19 protein-coding genes are annotated in these 20,625 nt (G+C 67.0%); 15 read left to right on the top strand and 4 right to left on the bottom strand.

Features of this window, described 5'->3' with window-relative positions:
- The first annotated feature begins 2 nt into the window (after positions 1–2).
- The 11 genes from HBF32_RS17535 (at position 3) to HBF32_RS17485 (ending at position 14,885) form a co-directional block, all read left to right on the top strand.
- A complete protein-coding gene (locus tag HBF32_RS17535; protein ID WP_166701069.1) occupies positions 3–1,229 on the top strand; it encodes a D-alanyl-D-alanine carboxypeptidase family protein in 1,227 nt (408 codons plus the stop codon).
- Positions 1,230–1,242: 13 nt separating this feature from the next.
- Positions 1,243–1,533 carry a DUF493 family protein gene (locus HBF32_RS17530; RefSeq protein WP_166701068.1) on the top strand — a complete coding sequence of 97 codons (291 nt, stop codon included), beginning with the start codon at positions 1,243–1,245 and terminating at the stop codon, positions 1,531–1,533.
- A 173-nt stretch (positions 1,534–1,706) separates the two neighbouring features.
- Complete coding sequence (lipB, locus tag HBF32_RS17525; RefSeq protein WP_166701067.1) at positions 1,707–2,375, top strand: lipoyl(octanoyl) transferase LipB; 669 nt, start codon at positions 1,707–1,709, stop codon at positions 2,373–2,375.
- 12 nt (positions 2,376–2,387) lie between these two features.
- The gene (lipA, locus tag HBF32_RS17520; RefSeq protein ID WP_166701066.1) at positions 2,388–3,386 is read left to right on the top strand and encodes a lipoyl synthase; all 999 of its coding nucleotides are present in this window, start codon (positions 2,388–2,390) and stop codon (positions 3,384–3,386) included.
- 30 nt (positions 3,387–3,416) lie between these two features.
- The gene (locus HBF32_RS17515) at positions 3,417–5,744 is read left to right on the top strand and encodes a carboxy terminal-processing peptidase (RefSeq protein WP_166701065.1); all 2,328 of its coding nucleotides are present in this window, start codon (positions 3,417–3,419) and stop codon (positions 5,742–5,744) included.
- Between the two features lie 188 nt (positions 5,745–5,932).
- On the top strand, positions 5,933–6,802 hold the full coding sequence (locus HBF32_RS17510; RefSeq protein WP_166701064.1) for a mechanosensitive ion channel family protein: 870 nt from the start codon (positions 5,933–5,935) through the stop codon (positions 6,800–6,802).
- A gap of 290 nt (positions 6,803–7,092) precedes the next feature.
- On the top strand, positions 7,093–8,775 hold the full coding sequence (aceF, locus tag HBF32_RS17505; RefSeq protein WP_166701063.1) for a dihydrolipoyllysine-residue acetyltransferase: 1,683 nt from the start codon (positions 7,093–7,095) through the stop codon (positions 8,773–8,775).
- A gap of 16 nt (positions 8,776–8,791) precedes the next feature.
- A complete protein-coding gene (gene lpdA / locus HBF32_RS17500) occupies positions 8,792–10,591 on the top strand; it encodes a dihydrolipoyl dehydrogenase (protein ID WP_166701062.1) in 1,800 nt (599 codons plus the stop codon).
- A gap of 66 nt (positions 10,592–10,657) precedes the next feature.
- A complete protein-coding gene (locus HBF32_RS17495; protein WP_166701061.1) occupies positions 10,658–11,116 on the top strand; it encodes an REP-associated tyrosine transposase in 459 nt (152 codons plus the stop codon).
- A 134-nt stretch (positions 11,117–11,250) separates the two neighbouring features.
- The gene (locus HBF32_RS17490; RefSeq protein ID WP_166701060.1) at positions 11,251–12,585 is read left to right on the top strand and encodes an APC family permease; all 1,335 of its coding nucleotides are present in this window, start codon (positions 11,251–11,253) and stop codon (positions 12,583–12,585) included.
- A gap of 89 nt (positions 12,586–12,674) precedes the next feature.
- Complete coding sequence (locus HBF32_RS17485; protein ID WP_166701059.1) at positions 12,675–14,885, top strand: beta-agarase; 2,211 nt, start codon at positions 12,675–12,677, stop codon at positions 14,883–14,885.
- Here the strand turns inward: HBF32_RS17485 and HBF32_RS17480 are convergent.
- From HBF32_RS17480 to HBF32_RS17465, 4 genes are all read right to left on the bottom strand, one after another.
- Complete coding sequence (locus tag HBF32_RS17480; protein WP_166701058.1) at positions 14,868–15,050, bottom strand: DUF2061 domain-containing protein; 183 nt, start codon at positions 15,048–15,050, stop codon at positions 14,868–14,870. The two genes, HBF32_RS17485 and HBF32_RS17480, sit on opposite strands and share 18 nt — an antisense overlap.
- A gap of 91 nt (positions 15,051–15,141) precedes the next feature.
- Complete coding sequence (locus tag HBF32_RS17475; RefSeq protein ID WP_166701057.1) at positions 15,142–15,552, bottom strand: hypothetical protein; 411 nt, start codon at positions 15,550–15,552, stop codon at positions 15,142–15,144.
- Positions 15,553–15,562: 10 nt separating this feature from the next.
- Complete coding sequence (locus HBF32_RS17470) at positions 15,563–16,030, bottom strand: Mpo1 family 2-hydroxy fatty acid dioxygenase (RefSeq protein ID WP_166701056.1); 468 nt, start codon at positions 16,028–16,030, stop codon at positions 15,563–15,565.
- A 35-nt stretch (positions 16,031–16,065) separates the two neighbouring features.
- On the bottom strand, positions 16,066–16,962 hold the full coding sequence (locus HBF32_RS17465) for a phosphoribosylaminoimidazolesuccinocarboxamide synthase (protein ID WP_166701055.1): 897 nt from the start codon (positions 16,960–16,962) through the stop codon (positions 16,066–16,068).
- A gap of 192 nt (positions 16,963–17,154) precedes the next feature.
- On the opposite strand from HBF32_RS17465, the gene HBF32_RS17460 reads away from it, so the two are divergent.
- The 4 genes from HBF32_RS17460 (at position 17,155) to HBF32_RS17445 (ending at position 20,099) form a co-directional block, all read left to right on the top strand.
- The gene (locus HBF32_RS17460; protein ID WP_166701054.1) at positions 17,155–17,466 is read left to right on the top strand and encodes a c-type cytochrome; all 312 of its coding nucleotides are present in this window, start codon (positions 17,155–17,157) and stop codon (positions 17,464–17,466) included.
- Positions 17,463–18,266 carry a co-chaperone DjlA gene (djlA, locus tag HBF32_RS17455; protein ID WP_166701053.1) on the top strand — a complete coding sequence of 268 codons (804 nt, stop codon included), beginning with the start codon at positions 17,463–17,465 and terminating at the stop codon, positions 18,264–18,266. The genes HBF32_RS17460 and djlA overlap by 4 nt, the downstream gene beginning before the upstream one ends.
- Positions 18,267–18,386: 120 nt before the next feature.
- Positions 18,387–19,076: a ribulose-phosphate 3-epimerase gene (rpe, locus tag HBF32_RS17450; protein ID WP_166701052.1), complete on the top strand. Its 690-nt coding sequence runs from the start codon at positions 18,387–18,389 to the stop codon at positions 19,074–19,076.
- Positions 19,077–19,355: 279 nt separating this feature from the next.
- On the top strand, positions 19,356–20,099 hold the full coding sequence (locus HBF32_RS17445; RefSeq protein WP_166701051.1) for an SEL1-like repeat protein: 744 nt from the start codon (positions 19,356–19,358) through the stop codon (positions 20,097–20,099).
- Positions 20,100–20,625: the final 526 nt, after the last annotated feature.

Genomic DNA, 20,625 nt, shown 5'->3' with positions numbered 1-20,625 from the left:
CGATGAAGCTCTTGCCCCGTTCCCTGTTCGCTTTCGCCGCCGCCGCGCTCGTCGCCGGCGTGACCGTGGCGCAGCAGACGCCGCCCCGCCCCTCCGTGCCGCGCCCCGTGGTGCCCGAGGCGCCGGTGCCGCCGCCGCCGGACGTGGAGGGCAAGAGCTGGGTGCTGATGGACTACAACACCGGGCAGATCATCGCGTCGAAGGAACCCGACATGCAGGTCGAGCCGGCCTCGATCACCAAGGTGATGACCGACTACGTCGTCTCCGCCGAGATCGGCAACGGCAAGATCCACATGACCGATCCGGTCACGATCAGCGAGAACGCGTGGCGCGGCGGCGGTGCGGGCACCGACGGCTCCACCAGCTTCCTCAAGCTCAACAGCCAGGTGCCGCTGAAGGACCTGCTCTACGGCATGATCATCCAGTCCGGCAACGACGCCGCCATCGCGCTCGCCGAGCACACGGCGGGTTCCGAGCCGGCGTTCGCCAACCTGATGAACGCGTATGCGAAGCAGCTGGGCATGACCCACTCGAACTTCCAGAACGCGTCCGGCTATCCCATCGCCAACCACTACACGACCGCCCGCGACATCGCGATCCTCTCGCGCGCGCTCATTCACGACTTCCCCGAGGACTATGCGATCTCGGCGGTGAAGGAGTTCGAGTGGAACGGCATCAAGCAGCACAACCGCAACCTGCTGCTGTGGCGCGACAACACCGTCGACGGCATCAAGACCGGCCACACCGCCGCCGCCGGCTACTGCCTGGCCGCCTCGGCGAAGCAGGGCGACGCGCGCATGATCGCCATCGTGATGGGCGCCAACAGCGAGAAGGGCCGCGCCGACGCCGCGCTGGCGCTGCTCAACTACGGCTTCCGCTTCTACGAGTCGCACAAGCTCTACGAGGCCAACAAGCCGCTGGCCACGCCGAAGCTGTGGAAGGGCGCCGAGAACACCATCCCGCTGGGCCTCACCGAGGACGCCATGGTGTCGGTCAAGCGCGGCGATTACGACAAGCTGAAGGCCAACCTCGACATTCCCGCCACCCTGATCGCCCCGTTCAAGAAGGGCCAGCAGGTGGGCACGCTGCGCGTCACGCTCGACGGCCAGCCGGTGCTCACCAAGCCGCTGGTGGCCCTGGCCGATGCGCCCGAAGGCGGCTTCTTCTCGCGCCTCTGGGACACCATCCTGCTGTGGTTCCACAGCGATAGCGACAGCGACAAGAAGTAAGAGGGCAACCGCCATGCGCGAGATCGATTTCAGCGAGGCACAGAAGGACGGGAAGGGTTTCCAGTTCCCGGGCGAGTTCGAGATCACCGCGATCGGCAACGCCAACGCGGGTCTCGACAAGCACGTGCCCGCGCTGCTCCACGGCATCGGCCTGGAGGTGCTTCACGAGACGCTGTCGACCAAGCTCACGCCGGCCGGCAACTACCAGTCGGTGACGGTGAGCTTCGTCGCACCCAGCCGTGAGAAATACCTTGAGGCTCACACCACACTGCGCGCCGACGAGAACATCCGTTTTACGATGTAGCGGCCACCCGTCGCTGTAGGAGCCGCTATAGCGGCGAGGGGAGCCTGCCTTGCCGCTTCATCGCTGCGTGGGCTTCTCGCCGCTGTAGCGGCTCCTACAGGGTGGGGCGGTAACTCTTGTATCGTGGGATCCACGCCCACAATTCGCCCCTATTCCCCTCCAACCCATCCCCCATGACCCTCCCCCTCAACGTCCGCCGGCTGGGGCGCGTCCCCTACGAATCCACCTGGAAGGCCATGAGCGCCTTCACCGACAACCGCACCGACGACACCGTCGACGAGTTGTGGCTGCTGGAGCACGACCCGGTGTTCACGCTCGGACAGGCCGGGCTGGAGGAGCACGTGCTCTTCGCGGGCGACATCCCGGTGGTGCGGGTGGACAGGGGCGGCCAGGTGACCTACCACGGCCCCGGCCAGATCGTGGCCTACCCGATGATCGACCTGCGCCGGGTCGGGGTGGGCGTCCGCGAGCTGGTGACCCGGATCGAGCAGGCCATCATCGACACCCTGGGCGAGTGGAACATCGGCGCCGAGCGGCTCGAGGGGGCTCCCGGCGTCTACGTGGCGGGGGCCAAGGTGGCCGCGCTGGGCCTGCGCATCCGCCGGGGCTGCAGCTTCCACGGGCTGGCTTTCAACGTGGACATGGACCTGGAGCCCTACCACCGCATCAATCCCTGCGGGTACAAGGGTTTGGAGGTCACCCAGGTGCTAGACTTGGGCGGTCCGTCACGGTTGGCGGACGTGGAAGACGTCCTGGTTCAGGAATTCTGCAAGCAGTTCGGTTTCCACGCCGTGCCCGCCGATCCCACTCTCCCCGAACTCCCCGCGCGCCTTGCGGTCTGAGGCTGTAGCCCTATGAGCCAGACTTCCGCTTCCCCCTCCCGCAGCATCCCTATCGCCGTCGTCGACAAGCCCGGCGAGAAGATGCTGGGCAACGACAAGATCGGGCTTAACCGCGCGAGCTTCGACACCACGCAACCCGCGCTGCGCAAGCCCGGCTGGATCCGTGTACGCCTGCCGCAGGGCAACGCCGTGCAGCAGCTGAAGGCGCGCCTGCGCGAGAACTCGCTGGTCACGGTGTGCGAGGAAGCCTCCTGCCCGAACATCCACGAGTGCTTCTCCAAGGGCACCGCCACTTTCATGATCCTCGGCGAGGTCTGCACCCGCCGCTGCTCGTTCTGCGACGTGGCCCACGGCCGCCCGCTGCCGCCCGATCCGCTCGAGCCGGCACGCCTGGCCGAGACCATCCGCGACATGCGCCTGCGCTACGTCGTGATCACTTCGGTGGACCGCGACGACCTGCGCGACGGCGGCGCCGAGCACTTCGCCGCGTGCATCCGTGCCGTGCGCCACGCCAGCCCGGACATCCGTATCGAGATCCTCACGCCCGATTTCCGCGGCAAGGGCCGCATGGAACGCGCGCTGGAAGTCCTCAAGGACTTCCCGCCGGACGTCTTCAACCACAACCTGGAGACGGTCCCGCACCTGTACCGCGAGGTCCGCCCGGGTGCCGACTACCAGTGGTCGCTCGACCTGCTGAAAAACTTCAAGGCGCAGCACCCGTCGGTGCCCACCAAATCCGGCATCATGCTGGGCCTGGGCGAGACGATGGAGCAGGTATTGGAGACCATGCGGGATCTACGCGCCCATGACGTCGACATGATCACCATCGGCCAGTACCTGCAGCCGACGGCGCACCATCACCCCGTGGTCCGCTACTGGACGCCGGACGAATTCGAGGCGCTGCGTGTCGCGGGCGAGGAAATGGGTTTCTCCCATGTCGCTTCCGGCCCGTTGGTGCGATCCTCCTACCATGCCGACCTGATGGCTCACGCCGCCGGCGTCGTCGAATAACGCCCCAACGCACACCGAGGCTTCGACTCCATGACTCTCCGCCCCGCGATCGCCCTCCTGCTGGCCCTGACGGCCGCGGGCGTTCAGGCACAGGCCGCCGCTCCGCAGCAGCAGCCCGACTCGACCGTGCCGGCGGCGAAGTCCGCCCCGCAGCCCAAGGACGCCTCGGAAGCCGCCACGTCGCCGCAACCCCAGCGCAAGGAATCCAGCCTGCCGCTGAAGCCCACCCAGGCCGAGGTGCAGGCGTCGCAGCTGTCCGCGCGCTTCCTCACCCGTTTCCATTACCAGGCCCAACCGCTCGACGACGCCATGTCGGCCAAGATCTACAAGGCCTACATCGACTCGCTCGACAGCGAAAAGGTCTTCTTCACCCAGGAAGACCTCGCCAAGTTCGAGCCGCTCAAGACGCAGTTCGACGACGCCATCTGGAACCAGGACCTCACCGGTCCGTTCTCGGTGTTCAACCTGTACATCACGCGCGCCGTGGATCGCATGAACTACGCGCGCGGCCTGCTGAAGAAGGGCTTCGACTTCAGCGGCAACGAGAGCTTCAACTTCGACCGCAAGAATGCCGCCGCGCCGAAGAACCAGGCCGAACTCGACGACGTCTGGCGCAAGCGCACGATGAACGACTGGCTGCGCCTGAAGCTCGCCGGCAAGAGCGACGACGATATCCGCAAGACGCTCGACAAGCGCTATTCCACGTACATCACGCGCGTGCGCCAGCTGGACGACGAGGACGCCACGCAGGCCTTCATGACCGCGTACGCGAACTCCACCGATCCGCATACCGACTACCTCGGCCCCCGCGCCGCGGACGCCTTCGACATCGCCATGCGCCTGTCGCTGGAAGGCATCGGCGCGGTGCTGCAGGCGCGCGACGACTACACCACCATCCGCGAGCTCGTCCCGGGCGGTCCGGCCATCAAGTCCGGCAAGATGAAGCCCGGCGACCGCATCGTCGCCGTCGGCCAGGGCGAGACCGGTCCGCTGGTGGACGTGGTCGGCTGGCGCCAGGACGACGTGGTGAAGCTCATCCGCGGCAAGAAGGACACGACCGTCCGCCTCGAGATCCTCCCCGCCGATGCCGGCGTGGACGGCAAGCACGAAATCGTGACCCTCGTCCGCAAGAAGGTCACGATGGAGGAGCAGGCCGCCAAGTCGAAGGTCATCGACGTGAAGGACGGCGACGTCACGCGCAAGATCGGCGTGATCGAGCTTCCCACCTTCTACCAGGACTTCGGTGCGCGCCGTAACGGCGATGCCAACTTCAAGAGCGCCACCCGCGACGTCTCCAAGCTCCTCACCGAGCTGAAGGCGCAGAAGGTGGAAGGCGTGATCATGGACCTGCGCAACAACGGCGGCGGTTCGCTCAACGAAGCCACCGAACTCACCGGCCTGTTCATCGACACCGGTCCGGTGGTGCAGGTGCGCGACGCGCGCGGCCAGGTCGACGCCCAGGGCGACGACGCGCCGGGCATGGCGTGGGACGGCCCGATGGCCGTGCTGGTCAACCGCGGTTCGGCGTCCGCGTCGGAGATCTTCGCGGCGGCCATCCAGGACTACGGCCGCGGCCTCATCATCGGCGAGCCCACCTTCGGCAAGGGCACCGTGCAGAACCTCGTGGACCTCGACCGCTTCGGCAAGGCCACCACGGGCGAGGACGCGAAGTACGGCGAGCTGAAGATGACCATCGCCGAGTTCATCCGCATCAACGGCGACAGCACCCAGCTGCATGGCGTCACGCCCGACGTGCAGTTCCCGCAGAACGGCGACGCGAAGGAATTCGGCGAGTCCACCTACGACAACGCGCTGCCGTGGCGCCATATCGATCCGGCCGACTACAAGCCGGTGGCCAGCCTGAAGCCCATCATCGGCCCGCTCAACGAGAAGCACCAGGCACGCGTGGCGAATTCGCCGTCGTGGAAGCTGATGCTCGACGAGCTGGCGCAGTACCAGAAGCTGCGCGACAAGACCGACATCTCGCTCAACTTTGCCGTCCGCCAGGCCGAGCGCAAGCAGTACGAAGCCACGCAGACGGACTTCCGCAATCGCCGCAAGGCCATCTTCGGTGGCGACGGCAGCCCCGCGGAACTCGGCGACACCGGCAGCACGGCCGACGACGGCCTCAACCCGAACGAGCGCAGCATCAAGTCGGAGATCAAGCAGGAAGCCGAGGCGAAGAAGGCCAAGGACGTGCCGCTCGACGAAGCCGCGCACATCGTCAGCGACGAGGTGGCGATGATCAAGTCCGACACCAAGCTCGCAGCGGAAGTGCTGCCTTACGGCGGCCGCAAGATCGACGGGCCGCAGACCGCACAGGTGCCGTCGAAGCCGACGACCGACAGCACGCCCTAAAAGACGAAACCGTCCCTGTAGGAGCCGCTATAGCGGCGAGGAAACCTCGCGACCACATCGCAAGATTTCCCTCGCCGCTATAGCGGCTCCTACAGGAGGCGGAGCAAACGAAGGGCGGGGAAACTGTACCTTCATCCGATACCTGCTAGCCTCGATGCGCTTTTCCCAACGCAACGAAGGCAGGGACCATGATCGATTTCCTCGACCGCCTCGGCATCGACCATGCCATGCGCATGCTGATCGTCGCCTATTCCATCCGTATCGGCCTCGCGCTCCTGCTGCTGGCCGCCGGCTTCTGGCTATCCGCGCGACTCGCCAATGTCGGCCGGCGCGCCCTCGAGCGGGCGCGCGTCGACGTCACCCTCGCGCTGTTCCTTCGCAATGTCATTTACGGCGTGCTGCTCGCGCTGCTCTTCATCCAGGTGCTCGGCACCATGGGCGTGCCCACGGCGTCGTTCATCGCCGCTATCGGCGCCGCCGGCCTGGCCATCGGCCTCGCGCTCAACAGTTCGCTGTCCAATCTCGCGTGGGGCGTCCTGCTGATCCTGTTCCGTCCGTTCCGCGTGGGCGACTTCGTCACCGTGGGCGGCGTGGACGGCACGGTGCAAAGCGTGAACCTCATGCATACCTACCTCATCACGCCCGACAACCGGCAGGCGGTGGTGCCGAACGCCAAGGTCGGCGGCGACGCGATCATCAACTACAACGTCCGCGGCACCCGCCGCTTCGAGATCAAGGTCGGCATCGGCTACGGCGACGACATCGGCAAAGCGATGCAGGTGGTGCAGGACCTCTTCGCCGCCGACCCGCGGATCCTCAAGGACCCGGCGCCGGGCGTGTGGACCGAGGGCCTGGGCGATTCCAGCGTGAACCTCGTGATCCGCGGCTGGACCGCGGTGCCCGACATGTGGGAGACGCAGACCACGATGCTACGGCGCATCAAGGAGCGCTTCGACGAAGAGGGCATCACCATTCCGTATCCGCAGAGCGAGATCCGGCTGGTGGGCCCGGCTTCGGCCGAGCCCGACCAGACCAATCCGTTCAAGCCCGCCGGCTGACTCCCAGAATCCGCGGCATCCCTGTAGGAGCCGCCATAGCGGCGAGGAAACCCCGCGACGGCGTGGCAAGGCCGCCCTCGCCGCTATAGCGGCTCCTACAGCATGTGCGGGCCCCTCATAACGATCTCGCAAACCAGAAATTTCGCCCCAACGACCGTTTTAATCGTGGAAAACGGGTCCTGCCAAGCCCCTGAGGGATTACAATCGACCGGTTGCGCCGCAGCACGGGCGCCCCCATCCCCCCGCCAGCGGGTTCGTCCGCCCGCAAGCGCCTGTTTCTAGGAGGTTCCATGGCCGACGTCAAAGAAGCCCGCATTCCCGATATCGGTGGCAAACCGGTGCCGATCATCGAAATCATGGTCAAGGTCGGCGACCGCGTCGAAAAGGACCAGAGCCTCCTGACGCTCGAATCCGACAAGGCCACGATGGAAGTGCCAGCACCCTTTGCCGGTGTCATCAAGGAACTGAAGGTCAAGGTCGGCGACGAAGTCGACGAAGGCGCCGTCGTCGCGCTGGTCGAAGCCGAGGGCGACGCCGCGGCCGCGCCGAAGAGCGAGGCGCCCAAGGCCGAGGCCCCGCAGGCCGCTGCGCCTGCGCCGGCTCCGGCGCCCGCCGCCGCGAAGGCGCCGTCGGCCTCCAGGTCCTCCGGGCCGGTCGACGTGAAGGTGCCCGACATCGGCGGTAAGCCGGTGCCGATCATCGAGATCATGGTGAAGGCCGGCGACCGCGTCGAGAAGGACCAGAGCCTCATGACGCTCGAGTCCGACAAGGCCACCATGGACATTCCCGCGCCGTCCGCGGGCACGATCAAGGAACTCAAGGTCAAGGTCGGCGACGAGGTCAACGACGGTCACGTCATCGCCATCCTCGAGGGCGAGGCCGGCGACGCCGCTTCCGCCGCATCGCCGGCCGCGCCGGCCCCCGCGCCGCAGCGCGAAGCCGCCGCCCCCGCACCCGCTCCGGCGCCGGCACCCGCCGCGGCCGCCGATGCGCCGGTCGGCGGCGCGCCGCGTACGCCGCCGGTGTCGTTCGATGCCAGCGCGATCATGCCGGCCGATGTGCCGTACGCCAGCCCGGCAGTGCGCGCGTTCGCACGCGAACTCGGCGTCGACGTCGCCCAGGTGAAGGGCAGCGGCCGCGGTGGCCGCATCCAGCGCGAAGACGTCAGCAACTACGTGAAGCAGGTGATGACCTCCGGCGCGGCACCTTCCGCGGGCGGCACGGTCGCGACCGGTGGCGGTCTCAACCTGCTGCCGTGGCCGAAGGTCGACTTTTCGAAGTTCGGCGAAGTGGAAGAAAAGCCGCTCGGCCGCATCCCGAAGATCTCGGCGGCCAACCTCTCGCGCAACTGGGCGATGATTCCGCATGTCACGCAGTTCGAGGACGCGGACATCACCGAGATGGAAGCCTTCCGCAAGAAGCTCGGCGAGGAAAACAAGGACCTCAAGATCACCCCGCTGGTGTTCCAGATCAAGGCGGTGGTCGCGGCGCTGAAGAAGTTCCCCACCTTCAACGCCTCCCTCGACGCGTCGGGCGAGAACCTCACGCTCAAGAAGTACTTCAACATCGGCATCGCCGTGGACACGCCGGACGGCCTCGTCGTGCCGGTCATCCGCGACGCCGACAAGAAGGGGCTGCTGGAACTCGCCGCCGAACTGGGCGAGATCTCCAGGAAGGCCCGCGACAAGAAGCTCACCGCGGCCGACATGTCCGGCGGCTGCTTCTCCATTTCCTCGCTGGGCGGCATCGGCGGCACGGCGTTCACGCCGATCATCAACGCGCCGGAAGTGGCGATCCTTGGGGTGTCCAAGGCGCAGATGAAGCCGGTATGGAACGGCAAGGAATTCGCGCCGCGCCTGATGCTGCCGCTGTCGCTTTCGTACGACCATCGGGTGATCGACGGCGCGCTCGCCGCGCGCTTCGCGGTCTACCTGGCCACCCAGCTCGGCGACATCCGCCGCCTGCTGCTCTGACCGGAGGCCGATACGCATGGCTAACACGATCGAACTGAAGGTTCCGGACCTCGGCGGCTCGCACGACGTGCCGGTCATCGAGATCCTGGTGAAGGTCGGCGACAGCGTCGCCAAGGACCAGAGCCTCATCACGCTGGAATCCGACAAGGCCACGATGGACGTGCCCGCCTCGCAGGCGGGCAAGATCGTCGAGCTCAAGCTCAAGATCGGCGACGAGGTCAACGACGGCACCGTCATCGCCCTCATCGAAGCCGAGGGTGGCGCCGAGGCGCCGGCCGCCGGGAAGGTGGTCGGACAGTCGGTGACGAAGGAAGCGCCGCCGCCGGCCGTGCCTTCGCCCGCACCGGCACCGCCGAAGCAGGCCGCGTCCGCGCCAGCGGCCGCCGGCGATTCCGGCCGTAAGGCCGACATCGAATGCGAACTGGTCGTGCTGGGTTCGGGGCCGGGCGGTTACACGGCCGCCTTCCGCGGCGCCGACATCGGCCTGGATACCGTGCTGGTCGAGCGCTTCGCCACGCTCGGCGGCGTGTGCCTCAACGTGGGCTGCATCCCGTCGAAGGCGCTGCTGCACGCGGCCGCCGTGATCGACGAAGCGTCCCACATGGAAGCGCATGGCATCGCCTTCGGCAAGCCCACCATCGACCTCGACAAGCTGCGCTCGTTCAAGGAAAAGGTGGTCGGCAAGCTTACCGGCGGCCTCGCCCAGATGGCGAAGGCGCGCAAGGTGCGCACCGTCACCGGCGTCGGCAGCTTCGTCTCGCCGAATGAAATGGAAGTCCAGACGGCCGAGGGCACCAAGCTCATCCGCTTCCGCAACGCCATCATCGCCGCGGGCTCCGAGGCGGTGAAGCTGCCGTCGTTCCCCTGGGACGACGAGCGCATCATCACCTCCACCGGCGCGCTCGAACTGCCGGACATCCCGAAGAAGCTGCTCGTCGTGGGCTGCGGCATCATCGGCCTGGAGATGGCCACCGTGTATGCGGGGCTGGGCTCCGAGGTCACGATGGTCGAGCTTGCCGACCAGCTCATCCCGGGCGCCGATGCCGACCTCATCAAGCCGCTGCAGGCGCGCGTCGCCAAGCGTTACAAGGGCATCCACCTGAAGACGAAGGTGGTGGAAGCCAAGGCCACGAAGAAGGGCATCGAGGTCGTCTTCGAGGGCGAGAGTATCCCCGAGACCAAGCTGTTCGACCGCGTGCTCGTGTCCGTCGGCCGCATTCCGAACGGCGGCAAGGTCGGCGCCGAGAAGGCGGGCGTGGAAGTCACCGATCGCGGCTTCATCCCCGTCGACCGCCAGATGCGCACCAACGTGAAGCACATCTTCGCCATCGGCGATCTGGTGGGCCAGCCGATGCTGGCGCACAAGGCCACGCACGAAGCCAAGGTGGCGGCCGAGGCCGCGGCCGGCGAGAAGAGCTTCTTCGACGCGCGCGTGATCCCGTCGGTGGCCTATACCGATCCGGAAATCGCCTGGGTCGGCGTCACCGAACGCGAAGCGAAGGAAAAAGGCCTGAAGGTCGGCGTGGGCAAGTTCCCCTGGGCCGCCTCCGGCCGCGCCATCGGCATCGACCGCACCGAAGGCTTTACCAAGCTCCTGTTCGACGAGGAAACCCACCGCATCGTCGGCGCCGGCATCGTCGGTCCGCACGCGGGCGACCTCATCTCCGAACTCGCGCTGGCCATTGAAATGGGCGCCGAAGCCGGCGACATCGGCCGCACCGTCCACCCCCACCCCACGCTCGGCGAATCCGTCGGCATGGCCGCGGAGGTGTACGAGGGCACGATTACCGATTTGTATATTCCGAAGAAGAAGTAAAACGCCTACGCCCACGCTGCCGGCAAGCCGGCAGCGTGGCTATCGGCACCGGGCCATCCTCGAGGGATGCCCCTCTCAGAAAATTCCAATCAGTTGCGCCGCGGCCGGGTATCGGAGCCCGGGCGCATTTATCTGATCACCAGTGTCACGTGGAACCGCACGCCGCTCTTTCGCAATGTGCGTCACGCGCGTATCGCTTCGCGGATCTGTCACTCAGCGCGCACCTGGCGGCACGGTCGATGTCTGGCATGGGTTCTCATGCCAGATCACTGGCACGGACTGGTCGAGTTGGGCGACGAAGACCTTTATCGTACCGTTGGGCGTTTCAAGGCCGCGGTTTCGCGAGCAATCAATCGCGAAGGGAAAAGACGTTATCCCGTCTGGCAACGCACGTTCCACGACCGCGCCCTTCGCTACGACGACGATATCAAGGCCGCCGCCCGTTACCTGGTGGCCAATCCCCTTCGGGCAGGCCTTGTCGAACGAATCGGCGACTACCCCTATTGGAACGCTATCTGGCTGTAGGAGCCGCTATAGCGGCGAGGAAACCTCGCGACTTGCCAGCAAGATTGCCCTCGCCGCTATAGCGGCTCCTACAGGCGGAGCAGCCGGGCTTCCGGCATCTCGCCCTGCGGCCCGGGTTATGGCATGGTCGGCGGATGCCAGCCCCTCAGCCAGCTCATTACCTCCGTCGCCTGGGCATCTGGGATGCCGCGATGATCGTCATCGGCGGTGTCATCGGTGCGGGTATCTTCCGTACGCCGGCCACCGTCGCGCAGCTCACCAGTTCCGGCACCGAGGTCATCGTGCTGTGGACGCTGGGTGGCATGCTTACCCTTGCCGGGGTGCTCTGTTACGCCGAACTCGGTGCCAGGCGTCCCCAGGCCGGCGGTACCTACGTGTACCTGCGCGAAGCCTTCGGCCAGCTGCCGGCCTTCCTGTTCGGCTGGACCATGGCGCTCATCAACTATCCGGGCAGCGTCGCCGCGGTGGCCACGACGTTCGCCGATTACGCCTGCCAGGCCGTCGGCCTGCCGCACGAATGGGTGAAGCCACTGGCGGTGGGTGCGATCAGCTTCATCGTGGCGGTGAACCTGTTCGGCATTCGCGCCGGTGCGTGGGTGCAGAACACCTTCACCGTGCTGAAGCTCGGCGCCGTCGCGCTACTCATCGTGGTCGGCTTGTATCTGGCGCGGGGCCACCTCGGTCTCGCCTTCGTCGCCGATCCCACCCATGACGTGCCGACGAGCACGATCGTCGGAGCGCTCCTTCCCGCCTTGTTCGCCTACGGCGGCTTCCACTACCTCAACGATCTCGCCGGCGAAGTCCGCGAGCCGCAGCGCACGCTGCCTCGCGCGCTCGGCCTCGGCATGGTCAGCGTCGTCGTCTGCTACGTGCTGGTGAACATCGCCTACATGGCAGGCCTGGGACACGCCGGGCTGGCCGCCAGTACCGCGCCCGCGGCCGATCTCATGCGTCGCGTCTTCGGGGAATCCGGGGCGACCGTCATGGCGGTGGGTATCGCCTGTTCCACCTTCGGTTACTGCAGCATCGCCATCGCCGGCGGCGCGCGCGTTCTGCAGGTGATGAGCGCGGACGGGATGTTCTTCCGGCCCATCGCGCGCATCGAGCCGCGTACCGGCGCGCCGCAGTTCGCACTCGTGGCGCTGGGTGGCTGGGCGATCGTGCTGATCCTCTCCGGCAGCTTCAACGCCCTGCTCAATTACACGACCGTGGGCGAGTGGTTGTCGCATGCGTTCGGTATCGCGACGATCTTCTGGTATCGCAGGAAATTGAAGTCGGAGCCGTCGCCTTACCTGGTGCCGGGGTATCCGTGGCTCCCGCTGATCTTCACGACGACGGTGCTGTGCGTGATCGCGGCCACGGCGTTCGCGGCACCGGGCGATGCCGGGATGAGCTTGCTGATCATTGCGATCGGCGTGCCTGTCTATTACCTGTGGCGCCGGCGACAGAGGACGGCGGAGTCCGTGTAGGAGCCGCTATAGCGGCGAGGAAATCTCGCGACAGCGTGGCAAGATCCGCCTCGCCGCTATAGCGGCTCCTACAGAAGGTCGATCGCAGGGTGCGTTCACGTCGTTCGTGGCAGATTCCGGCGATGCGCTTTGCTGCCGCCATCGTTCTCATCAGCGCCTCGGCCGCTGTCTGGGGCACTACCCTCGATCCCGTTCATCCGGTGGCGATGCGTATCGCGGCGACCGATGCGGCGCTCGACCCCACCGTGCGCAAGACCGCCGACGGCGAGGAACGGGTGGCGGTGACATTCCGCCCGGCGGCGAAGCCGTCGCTTTCGCTGGCGCCGGAGCGGGGCGCCTGGGCGTGGCCCGTGGGTGGGACGATGCGGTGGCGGGTGCAGAACGGGATGCCGTGGCCGGTGACCTTGATCGTGGACGTGGCGTCGGGTGGGAAGCACCTCACGGCGACGGTGGGGCTGCCGCCGGGCCCGCCGATGACATTGGCGCTTCCATTGAAGGCCACCTCGCCGCGGGCCTTCGGGATGCACGCCGGGCCGCCGATGCCGTTTCGCGACGGTGGCACGGAGCGGCTCGTGGCCACCACGGTCGACGGCGCCATCGATGCGGGCGGCGTCACCTCGGTGACGCTGTCGATGCCGCAGCCCGGTGCCGCACAGACGATCCTCGTCGGCAAGCTCGACGGCGTACCGGACGACGATCTTCGCCGGGCTTACACCGGCATCGTCGACCGCTATGGCCAATACACCCGCGACACATGGCCCGAGAAGATCGCCGACGATGCGGCACTCCGGGCGAAAGCCAACGCCGCGCCGGCGAGTCCCGTAGGGAAGAACCTCGACCGTTACGGCGGTCGCACCGATCTTCCGGCACTGCGCGCCACCGGATGGTTCCACACGCAGAAACAGGGCGAGCGCTGGTGGCTGGTGACGCCCGAAGGCCATGCCTTCTTTTCCCTGGGCGTGAATGCCGTGAACCTCACCGACGGGCGCACCTACGTGCAGGGGCGCGAGTACATGTTCGCCGACCCGGATGCCGCCAACGGCAAGTTCGGCGGCACCGGCGACAGTCGCGGCGACCAGGGCTCGCAGCGCGACAACGCCCTGAACCACGGCCGCTGGTGGGACATCTACGCGAACAACGTGGCGCGCACGCTCGGCGACGACGACGCGAGCGCATGGCGCAAACGCACGATAGAGCGCCTCAAGGCGTGGCGCTTCAACACCCTGGGCAATTGGAGCGACCCCGCCTTCGCCGTGGGAACCGCTTCAGCGGCGACGGGTGCCTGCGACAAGCTTGCCCGCTGCCGCGGGATCGCCGGCGGAGTCGGCTCCCGCATGGCTTACACGGTACCGATCCTGATAGCCGGCAACTTCGACGCGGTCAGTACCGGCTTCGACTACTGGGGCCGCATGCCCGATCCGTTCGACCCGCGCTTTGCCGACGCCACGAAAGCCGCGGTGGCGAAAGCGACGCAGGGCGTCAAGGACGACCCGTGGCTACTTGGCTACTTCGCCGACAACGAGCTGGCGTGGGCCGGCGAGGGTCCGCAAGGCCGCTGGGCGCTCGCCACGGGCACGCTGGCGCAGGGCCCGGAAAGCCCCGCAAAACAGGCCTTCCTCGCCTACCTGAAGAAAACCCACGGCGACGCGGCAAGCTTCGCCAAAGCCTGGGGCGTGCAAGTCGCCTCCTGGGACCAGGTGGCAGCGCAAGGCTTCAGGGCGCCGGACCCTGGCGAAGCGCACCCCGCCATCGCCGCCGACGACATCGCCTTTCTCAAGCTATACGCCGACCAGTACTTCCGCACGGTGCGCGACACGCTGAGGCAGGCCGATCCGCACCACCTCTTCCTCGGCGGCCGCCTTGCCGTGAGGACGCCTGAAGTGGAGGAGGCCAGCGCGACATACGCGGACGTCACCAGCATCAACACCTACGCCGACTTGCCGGAACATGGCTTCGACATCGCCGCCTTCAAGAAGCGGGACAAACCGGTGTTGATCACGGAGTTCCACTTCGGCTCGGCGGACAGGGGGCCCTTCGGCAACGGCATCGTCGCGGTGGCCCATGAGGAAGAACGCGGGAAGGCCTATCGGCGCTTCGTCGATGCGGCGGCGGCATCGGGGATCGTCGTCGGCACGCACTGGTTCCAGTACGTGGACCAGCCCGTGACGGGGCGCATCCTCGACGGCGAGAACGCACACATCGGGCTTGTCGGCATCACCGACATCCCGTTCGAGAACTTCACGCGCGCGGTGACAGACACCAACGCGCGGGTGGGCGGTGGATCAGGCGGCGGGCGCTAACGGAACGCCCGGGTGACCGCCGCGCACGATGTCGCGGCCGAGCGCGAAGGCGATGGGCTCGGCGATACCGAACACGGTGCTCAGCACCACGTTCTGGTTCACCGCGTAACTCATGGAAAACGCGATGCTGAAATGCGTCGCGGCAAACTTGATCTGTCGGGCCATGGCCGGACACTCCCAATACGAATAAATCTCATTATGGGGACGGCCCAACCGAAGTCCAACGGATATGGCGAATGGCGCCGATAGGGGCGGTCTATCGCCGGACGACGGTACCCACGACCATCGCCACGACCATCACCAGCGCCACGGCCATGCAGGCGCTGGTCGGCTTCACCCGGCGGGCGTCCACGCGCGGCACCATCCACCAGACCAGCCCGGCGCCCAGCAGCATGTCGACCACCAGCGAGGCGCGTATCCAGGGCAGGGCGAAGAGCGACTGCCCCGGCGCCTGCCCATGCTGGGCGGCGATCGCGATGCCGCCGGTAAGCACGGCCACCAGCGTCCAGACGAGGCTGGCCAGGTAAGCCCGGTTGAACACCACCGGCACCTTTTCCAGCCAGCGCAGGGCCAGCCAGACAATGAGCGCCGGCACGACGGCGACGGCGCTGGAATAGATCACCCACCAGATGGCGGCCGAAAAGAGCGTCAGGAGCGACTGGGTCACGGCATGTCCCTCAGTACGACACGCCGAAGCGGCCGAGGGCCTTGCTCATCAGCCACGCGGGGCCGATCAGCAGATACTGGATGTCGGTGAAGAAAGAGGGGCGGCGGCCTTCGATCTTGTGGCCGATGAACTGGCCGATCCAGGCCACCACGAAGACGCCGATCGCCAGCCGCATCAGCCCGGTGAATCCGATGCTTCCGTAAATCATGTCGGTGAACAGGGCTAGCGCGACGAAGGCGCCCGCCATCGCCAGGCCGATCACGCGCGACAGGCGGTAGTAGTAGAAGCAGAAGGCCAGGAACATCGCCAGCACCGCCCACAGGCCGGGCCGGCCCAGCCAGTGCGGCACGGGAATCAACCAGACGAAGGCGACCACCGTCCAGGTGATCGCCGGCACGCAGATCCAATGGATCAGCTGGTTGGTCGGGTTCTGGTGGTCGCGGCTGTAGTTGCCGAACCAGGTGGCTGCGTCGCGCATGGCTGTCCCCTCCGTGCTGCTTCGATGCGACAAGCTTAGTCCAGGCGGATGCCCGCCAGCTTGTCCAGCGCCTCGGCGTATTTCGCCGCGGTGCCGGCGATGACCTCTTCCGGGACCTTCGGTGCGGGCGGCGTCTTGTTCCAGCCGATTCCTTCGAGGTAGTCGCGCACGAACTGCTTGTCGTAGCTGGGTGGGCTGATCCCCACCTTGTATTCGTCCGCCGGCCAGAAGCGGGAGGAATCCGGCGTGAGCATCTCGTCCATGATGTGCAGCACGCCGTTCTCGTCGGTGCCGAACTCGAACTTGGTGTCGGCGACGAGGATGCCGCGTTCGGCCGCGTAGGCCGCGGCGAAGGCGTAGATCTCCAGCGTGGCCTCGCGCACGGCGTTGGCCAGGTCCTCGCCCACCGCCGCCACCACGGCGTCGAAGCTCACGTTCTCGTCGTGGTCGCCCACGGCGGCCTTGGTCGACGGGGTGAAGATGGGTTCCGGCAGCTTTTCCGCCTGGCGCAGGCCGGGCGGCAGCGTGATGCCGCACAGCGCGCCGGTGGCCTGGTAATCCTTCCAGCCGGAACCGATGAGATAGCCGCGCGCGATGGCTTCCACCGGCACGGGCTTCAGGCGCTTGGTGATCACCGAGCGCTTCGCGTAGAGCGCGACGTCCACACCCGGCGGCAGCACGGAGGCCACGTCCTCGCCGGTGAGGTGGTTGGGGATGATGTGCGCCGTCTTCCCGAACCAGAAGTTGGAGATCTGGGTGAGCATCTCGCCCTTGCCAGGGATCGGGTCGGGCAACACCACGTCGAAGGCCGAGAGCCGGTCGGTCGCCACCATCAGCAGACGGTTGCCGGGCAAGGCATAGACGTCGCGAACCTTGCCGCGATGGATGAGTTCGAGGCCGGGCAGGTCGGATTGCGAGAGGGTGGTGGGCACAGCGGGGCTCCGGTGGGGCATCGATCCGCCCATTGTACCGGCCTACCCCCTGTAGGAGCCGCTATAGCGGCGAGGGGAACGTGCCCCACCGCTTCCTCGCCCCGTTGGCTCCTCGCCGCTATAGCGGCTCCTACTAAGGCGTAACGGTGGACGCCTGCTAGAATCCTGCGTTCACGCCCCCATAGCCCTGCCATGCGAATCCTTACGACCGCGGCATTAGCCCTGGCCCTCTCCACCCCTGTCCTCGCCGACCCGCCTGCGAAGCCGGCGCGCCTCGGCCTGTGCGCCGCGTGCCATGGCGAAGCCGGCATGGCGAGGATTCCCGGCGCGCCGAACCTGGCCGGGCAGAAGCTGGACTACCTGCGCGAGGCGCTGCGCCAATACCGCGATGGCCGCCGCGACATCCCCGTGATGCGCGCCGCGACCGGCCCCCTCACCGACGCGGAGCTCGACCAGCTCGCCGAGTGGTACTCCGCCCAGACCCCTTCCAGGGCCGCTCCATGAATTTCACCGGCACTCTCATCGGCGCCGTGCTCGGCATGTGGCTGACGCACAACCTGCTCGGAGCCCTCGTCGGCGGCGCGCTCGGTTTCATGTTCGACGCCAGCCGCCAGCAGCAGCGCCGCCGCGTACCTGTGCAAGGTGGCTACATCGCGCCGCTGTTCGCCCTGATCGGCGCCGTCGCCAAGGCCGACGGCCGCGTGTCCGAGGCGGAGATCGCCATCGCCGAGCGCCTGATGGCACGCATGGGCCTCGGCCAGGAAGACCGGCGCACGGCCATCGACGCATTCAACGAGGGCAAGCAGCCCGAGTTCAACGCCACGGCGGTCATCGACGAACTCCGCCACTGGGTCGGCCACCGCCGCGACCACGCCTTCCCCGTGATCGACGTGGTCATCGAGACGGTGCTGGCCGAGGGCAGTCCCTCGCCCGAGAAGATGGCCCTGCTGCGCCAGCTCGCCTTCGCCCTGCGCGTGAGCGACATGGAGCTGATGGCGCTGATGGCGATGAAGGGTTACGCCTGGAACGCCGGTGCCGGCGGCCGCGCCTACGGCGGTCGCGCCAACGGCGGCTACGTGCCGCCGCAGCGGAACACGCAAGGCCCGGATCCCTACGCCATCCTCGGCATCCAGCGCGACGCCGACGACCGTGCCATCAAGCGCGCCTACCGCAAGCTCATCTCCGAACACCACCCGGACCGCCTGGGCGACCTGCCCGACGACATGCGCCGCCGCGCCGAAGCCCGTGCGAGCGAGATCAACGCGGCATATGAGCGGATCAAGGCGGAGCGGGGCTTCAAATAATGCGCTGTAGGAGCCGCTATAGCGGCGAGGAGCCAACGCAGCGCTGAAGCAGTAACCTTTCCCTTGAGGCAGGCCCCCCCTCGCCGCTATAGCGGCTCCTACAACGTTACGGTTACCGTCATGGCCAAGCAATCCCCCGTTATCGCCCCGTCCATCCTCTCCGCCGACTTCGCCCGCCTCGGCGAGGACACGCGCAAGGTTCTCGATGCCGGTGCGCAGTGGGTGCACTTCGACGTGATGGACAACCACTACGTGCCCAACCTCACCATCGGCCCGATGGTGCTCAAGGCGCTGCGCGACTACGGCATCGCCGAGCACATCGACGTGCACCTGATGGTGAAGCCGGTGGACCGCATCGTGCCGGACTTCGCCAAGGCCGGCGCGCGCAGCATCAGCTTCCATCCGGAAGCCACCGAACACGTGGACCGCACCATCCAGCTCATCAAGGACGAGGGTTGCGAGGCCGGCCTGGTGTTCAACCCGGCCACCCCGCTGTCCTGGCTGGACTACGTCATGGACAAGATCGACATGGTCCTGATCATGTCGGTGAATCCGGGCTTCGGTGGCCAGAAATTCATCCCGTCCGCCCTGGACAAGATCCGCCACGTGCGCGAACGCATCGATGCCAGCGGCCGGGCCATCCGGCTGGAAGTGGACGGCGGCGTCACGCCGGACAACATCGGGAAGATCTCCGCCGCGGGCGCCGATACCTTCGTGGCCGGCTCGGCCATCTTCAACGCGCCGGACTACGCCGACGTGATCCGCCGCATGCACGCGGCCATCGACGGTCGGGGATCACTTCCCGTGTAGGAGCCGCTATGGCGGCGAGGAAACTCGCCCCACGGCTTCATTGCTTCCGTTGGCTTCTCGCCGCTATAGCGGCTCCTACAGGCCTCGCCCGGCGGCATTCGGCATTTCACTAAAAGATATCAATTCCGGTGCTACGGTGGAGCCGCCCGCCGGGAGTCGTGCCGGGCGGGCAGGGGACGCCGTTTGCGGACCGTGACGGTGGCTCCGGGGAGGAACTTCGACACGGTCCTTATGCCACGCGTACCGGGGGGTACCGCCAGCAAACAGTCGGAGTCGATCATGAAATCCCTGACGTCGTTTGTTCTGTCCCTTGCGGCACTCGCCGCCGCACCCCTCGCCATGGCGAGCGAAAAACCCCAACCGTTGCCCGACCAGCAGGACGCCGTGTCGCGTTCGCTGATGCCATGCCCCGGTGGCCTGGAGCGTTTCCTGCCGGGCGATTACTACTTCTGTTCCGCCGCCCGCAGCTATTGGAGCGGCCACGACGGCCTCGCCCGCCAGAGCCTGCTTAACGCCGCCAGCTGGGGAAGCAAGCCGGCGCAGTACGCCCTCGGTGTCATGTACTTCAACGGCGACCATGCCCAGAAGAACCGCCCGCTGGGCCTTGCCTGGCTGGCCCTTGCCTCCGAAAGGCACGATCCGGCCTACGAGCCGACCTTCGTATCGGCCTTCCAGCAGGTGACGCCCGAGGAACGCGCCCAGGCCAACGCCTATTGGAAGGACATGAAGGGCACGTACGCCGATGCCGTCGCGGCACCGCGTGCCGAGCGCCGCTTCGACCGCGAGTACCAGCGGATCGCATGGGCCGTGAACTTCGGCGGCAGCGTGTTCATCGACGGCGTGACCCTGCCGTACGGCTACGCCGGCATACCCGGCGGCGTTCCGCTGCAGAGCGGCTTCTCGCTGGGCCGCATGCTCCAGACCCAGAAGGCGCAGTACTTCTACGGCTACAACAGCCACGTGTTCGTGGGCGACGCGGAGCTCGTCCCGATAAGCCAGGTGACCACGGCCCGGTCCGAGTAAGCTCCTTCCGCAAAAAAGCTCCCCCGTCCAAGAGGATGGGGGAGTGAAGGAGGCTCCCAGCAAGGAGCTCGGGGGAAAGGGTTAAACGGGTTGCCAGTTCGGGTCGGGTTCCGCCGGCCCGGCGACCGGCGCGCTTCCGTGTGCGCCGGCCGCGCCAAGGCCTTCCATGGCCGGTTCCACGAAGTCGTCGAAGAGATCCATAAATCCTCCCGTCAGTGCATGCCGAAAAGCAGGCCCAGCAGCAGCGCGCCCAGGGCGAGGGCGACGCGCAGGGGCTCGAAGTCGCGTTCCAGTTCGGTGTTGTCGGCGTCGGGCTTGGTCTTCATGGTTTCTCCTCCGGCGCCGGATGGCGCGCCGTCATGCATAGTTGAAAGCCGCAGGCGGCGGGCGGAGCGTCCTGGCGAGGGCAATCCGCGGATCGTTTATGGCAAAAGGAGGGCAAAGACTTCGTGCAGAAGGGCAATGCGGCTATAGGGCTTGCGGTGGGGGCGGGCGCATAGCACGCTGCGCACGCCGATCCCTCTCA

The sequence above is a fragment of the Luteibacter yeojuensis genome, from assembly GCF_011742875.1.
GTDB classification, from domain to species: domain Bacteria; phylum Pseudomonadota; class Gammaproteobacteria; order Xanthomonadales; family Rhodanobacteraceae; genus Luteibacter; species Luteibacter yeojuensis.
Note: the sequence above shows the minus strand (reverse complement) of the source record. Positions and strands in the feature narration are given on the sequence as shown.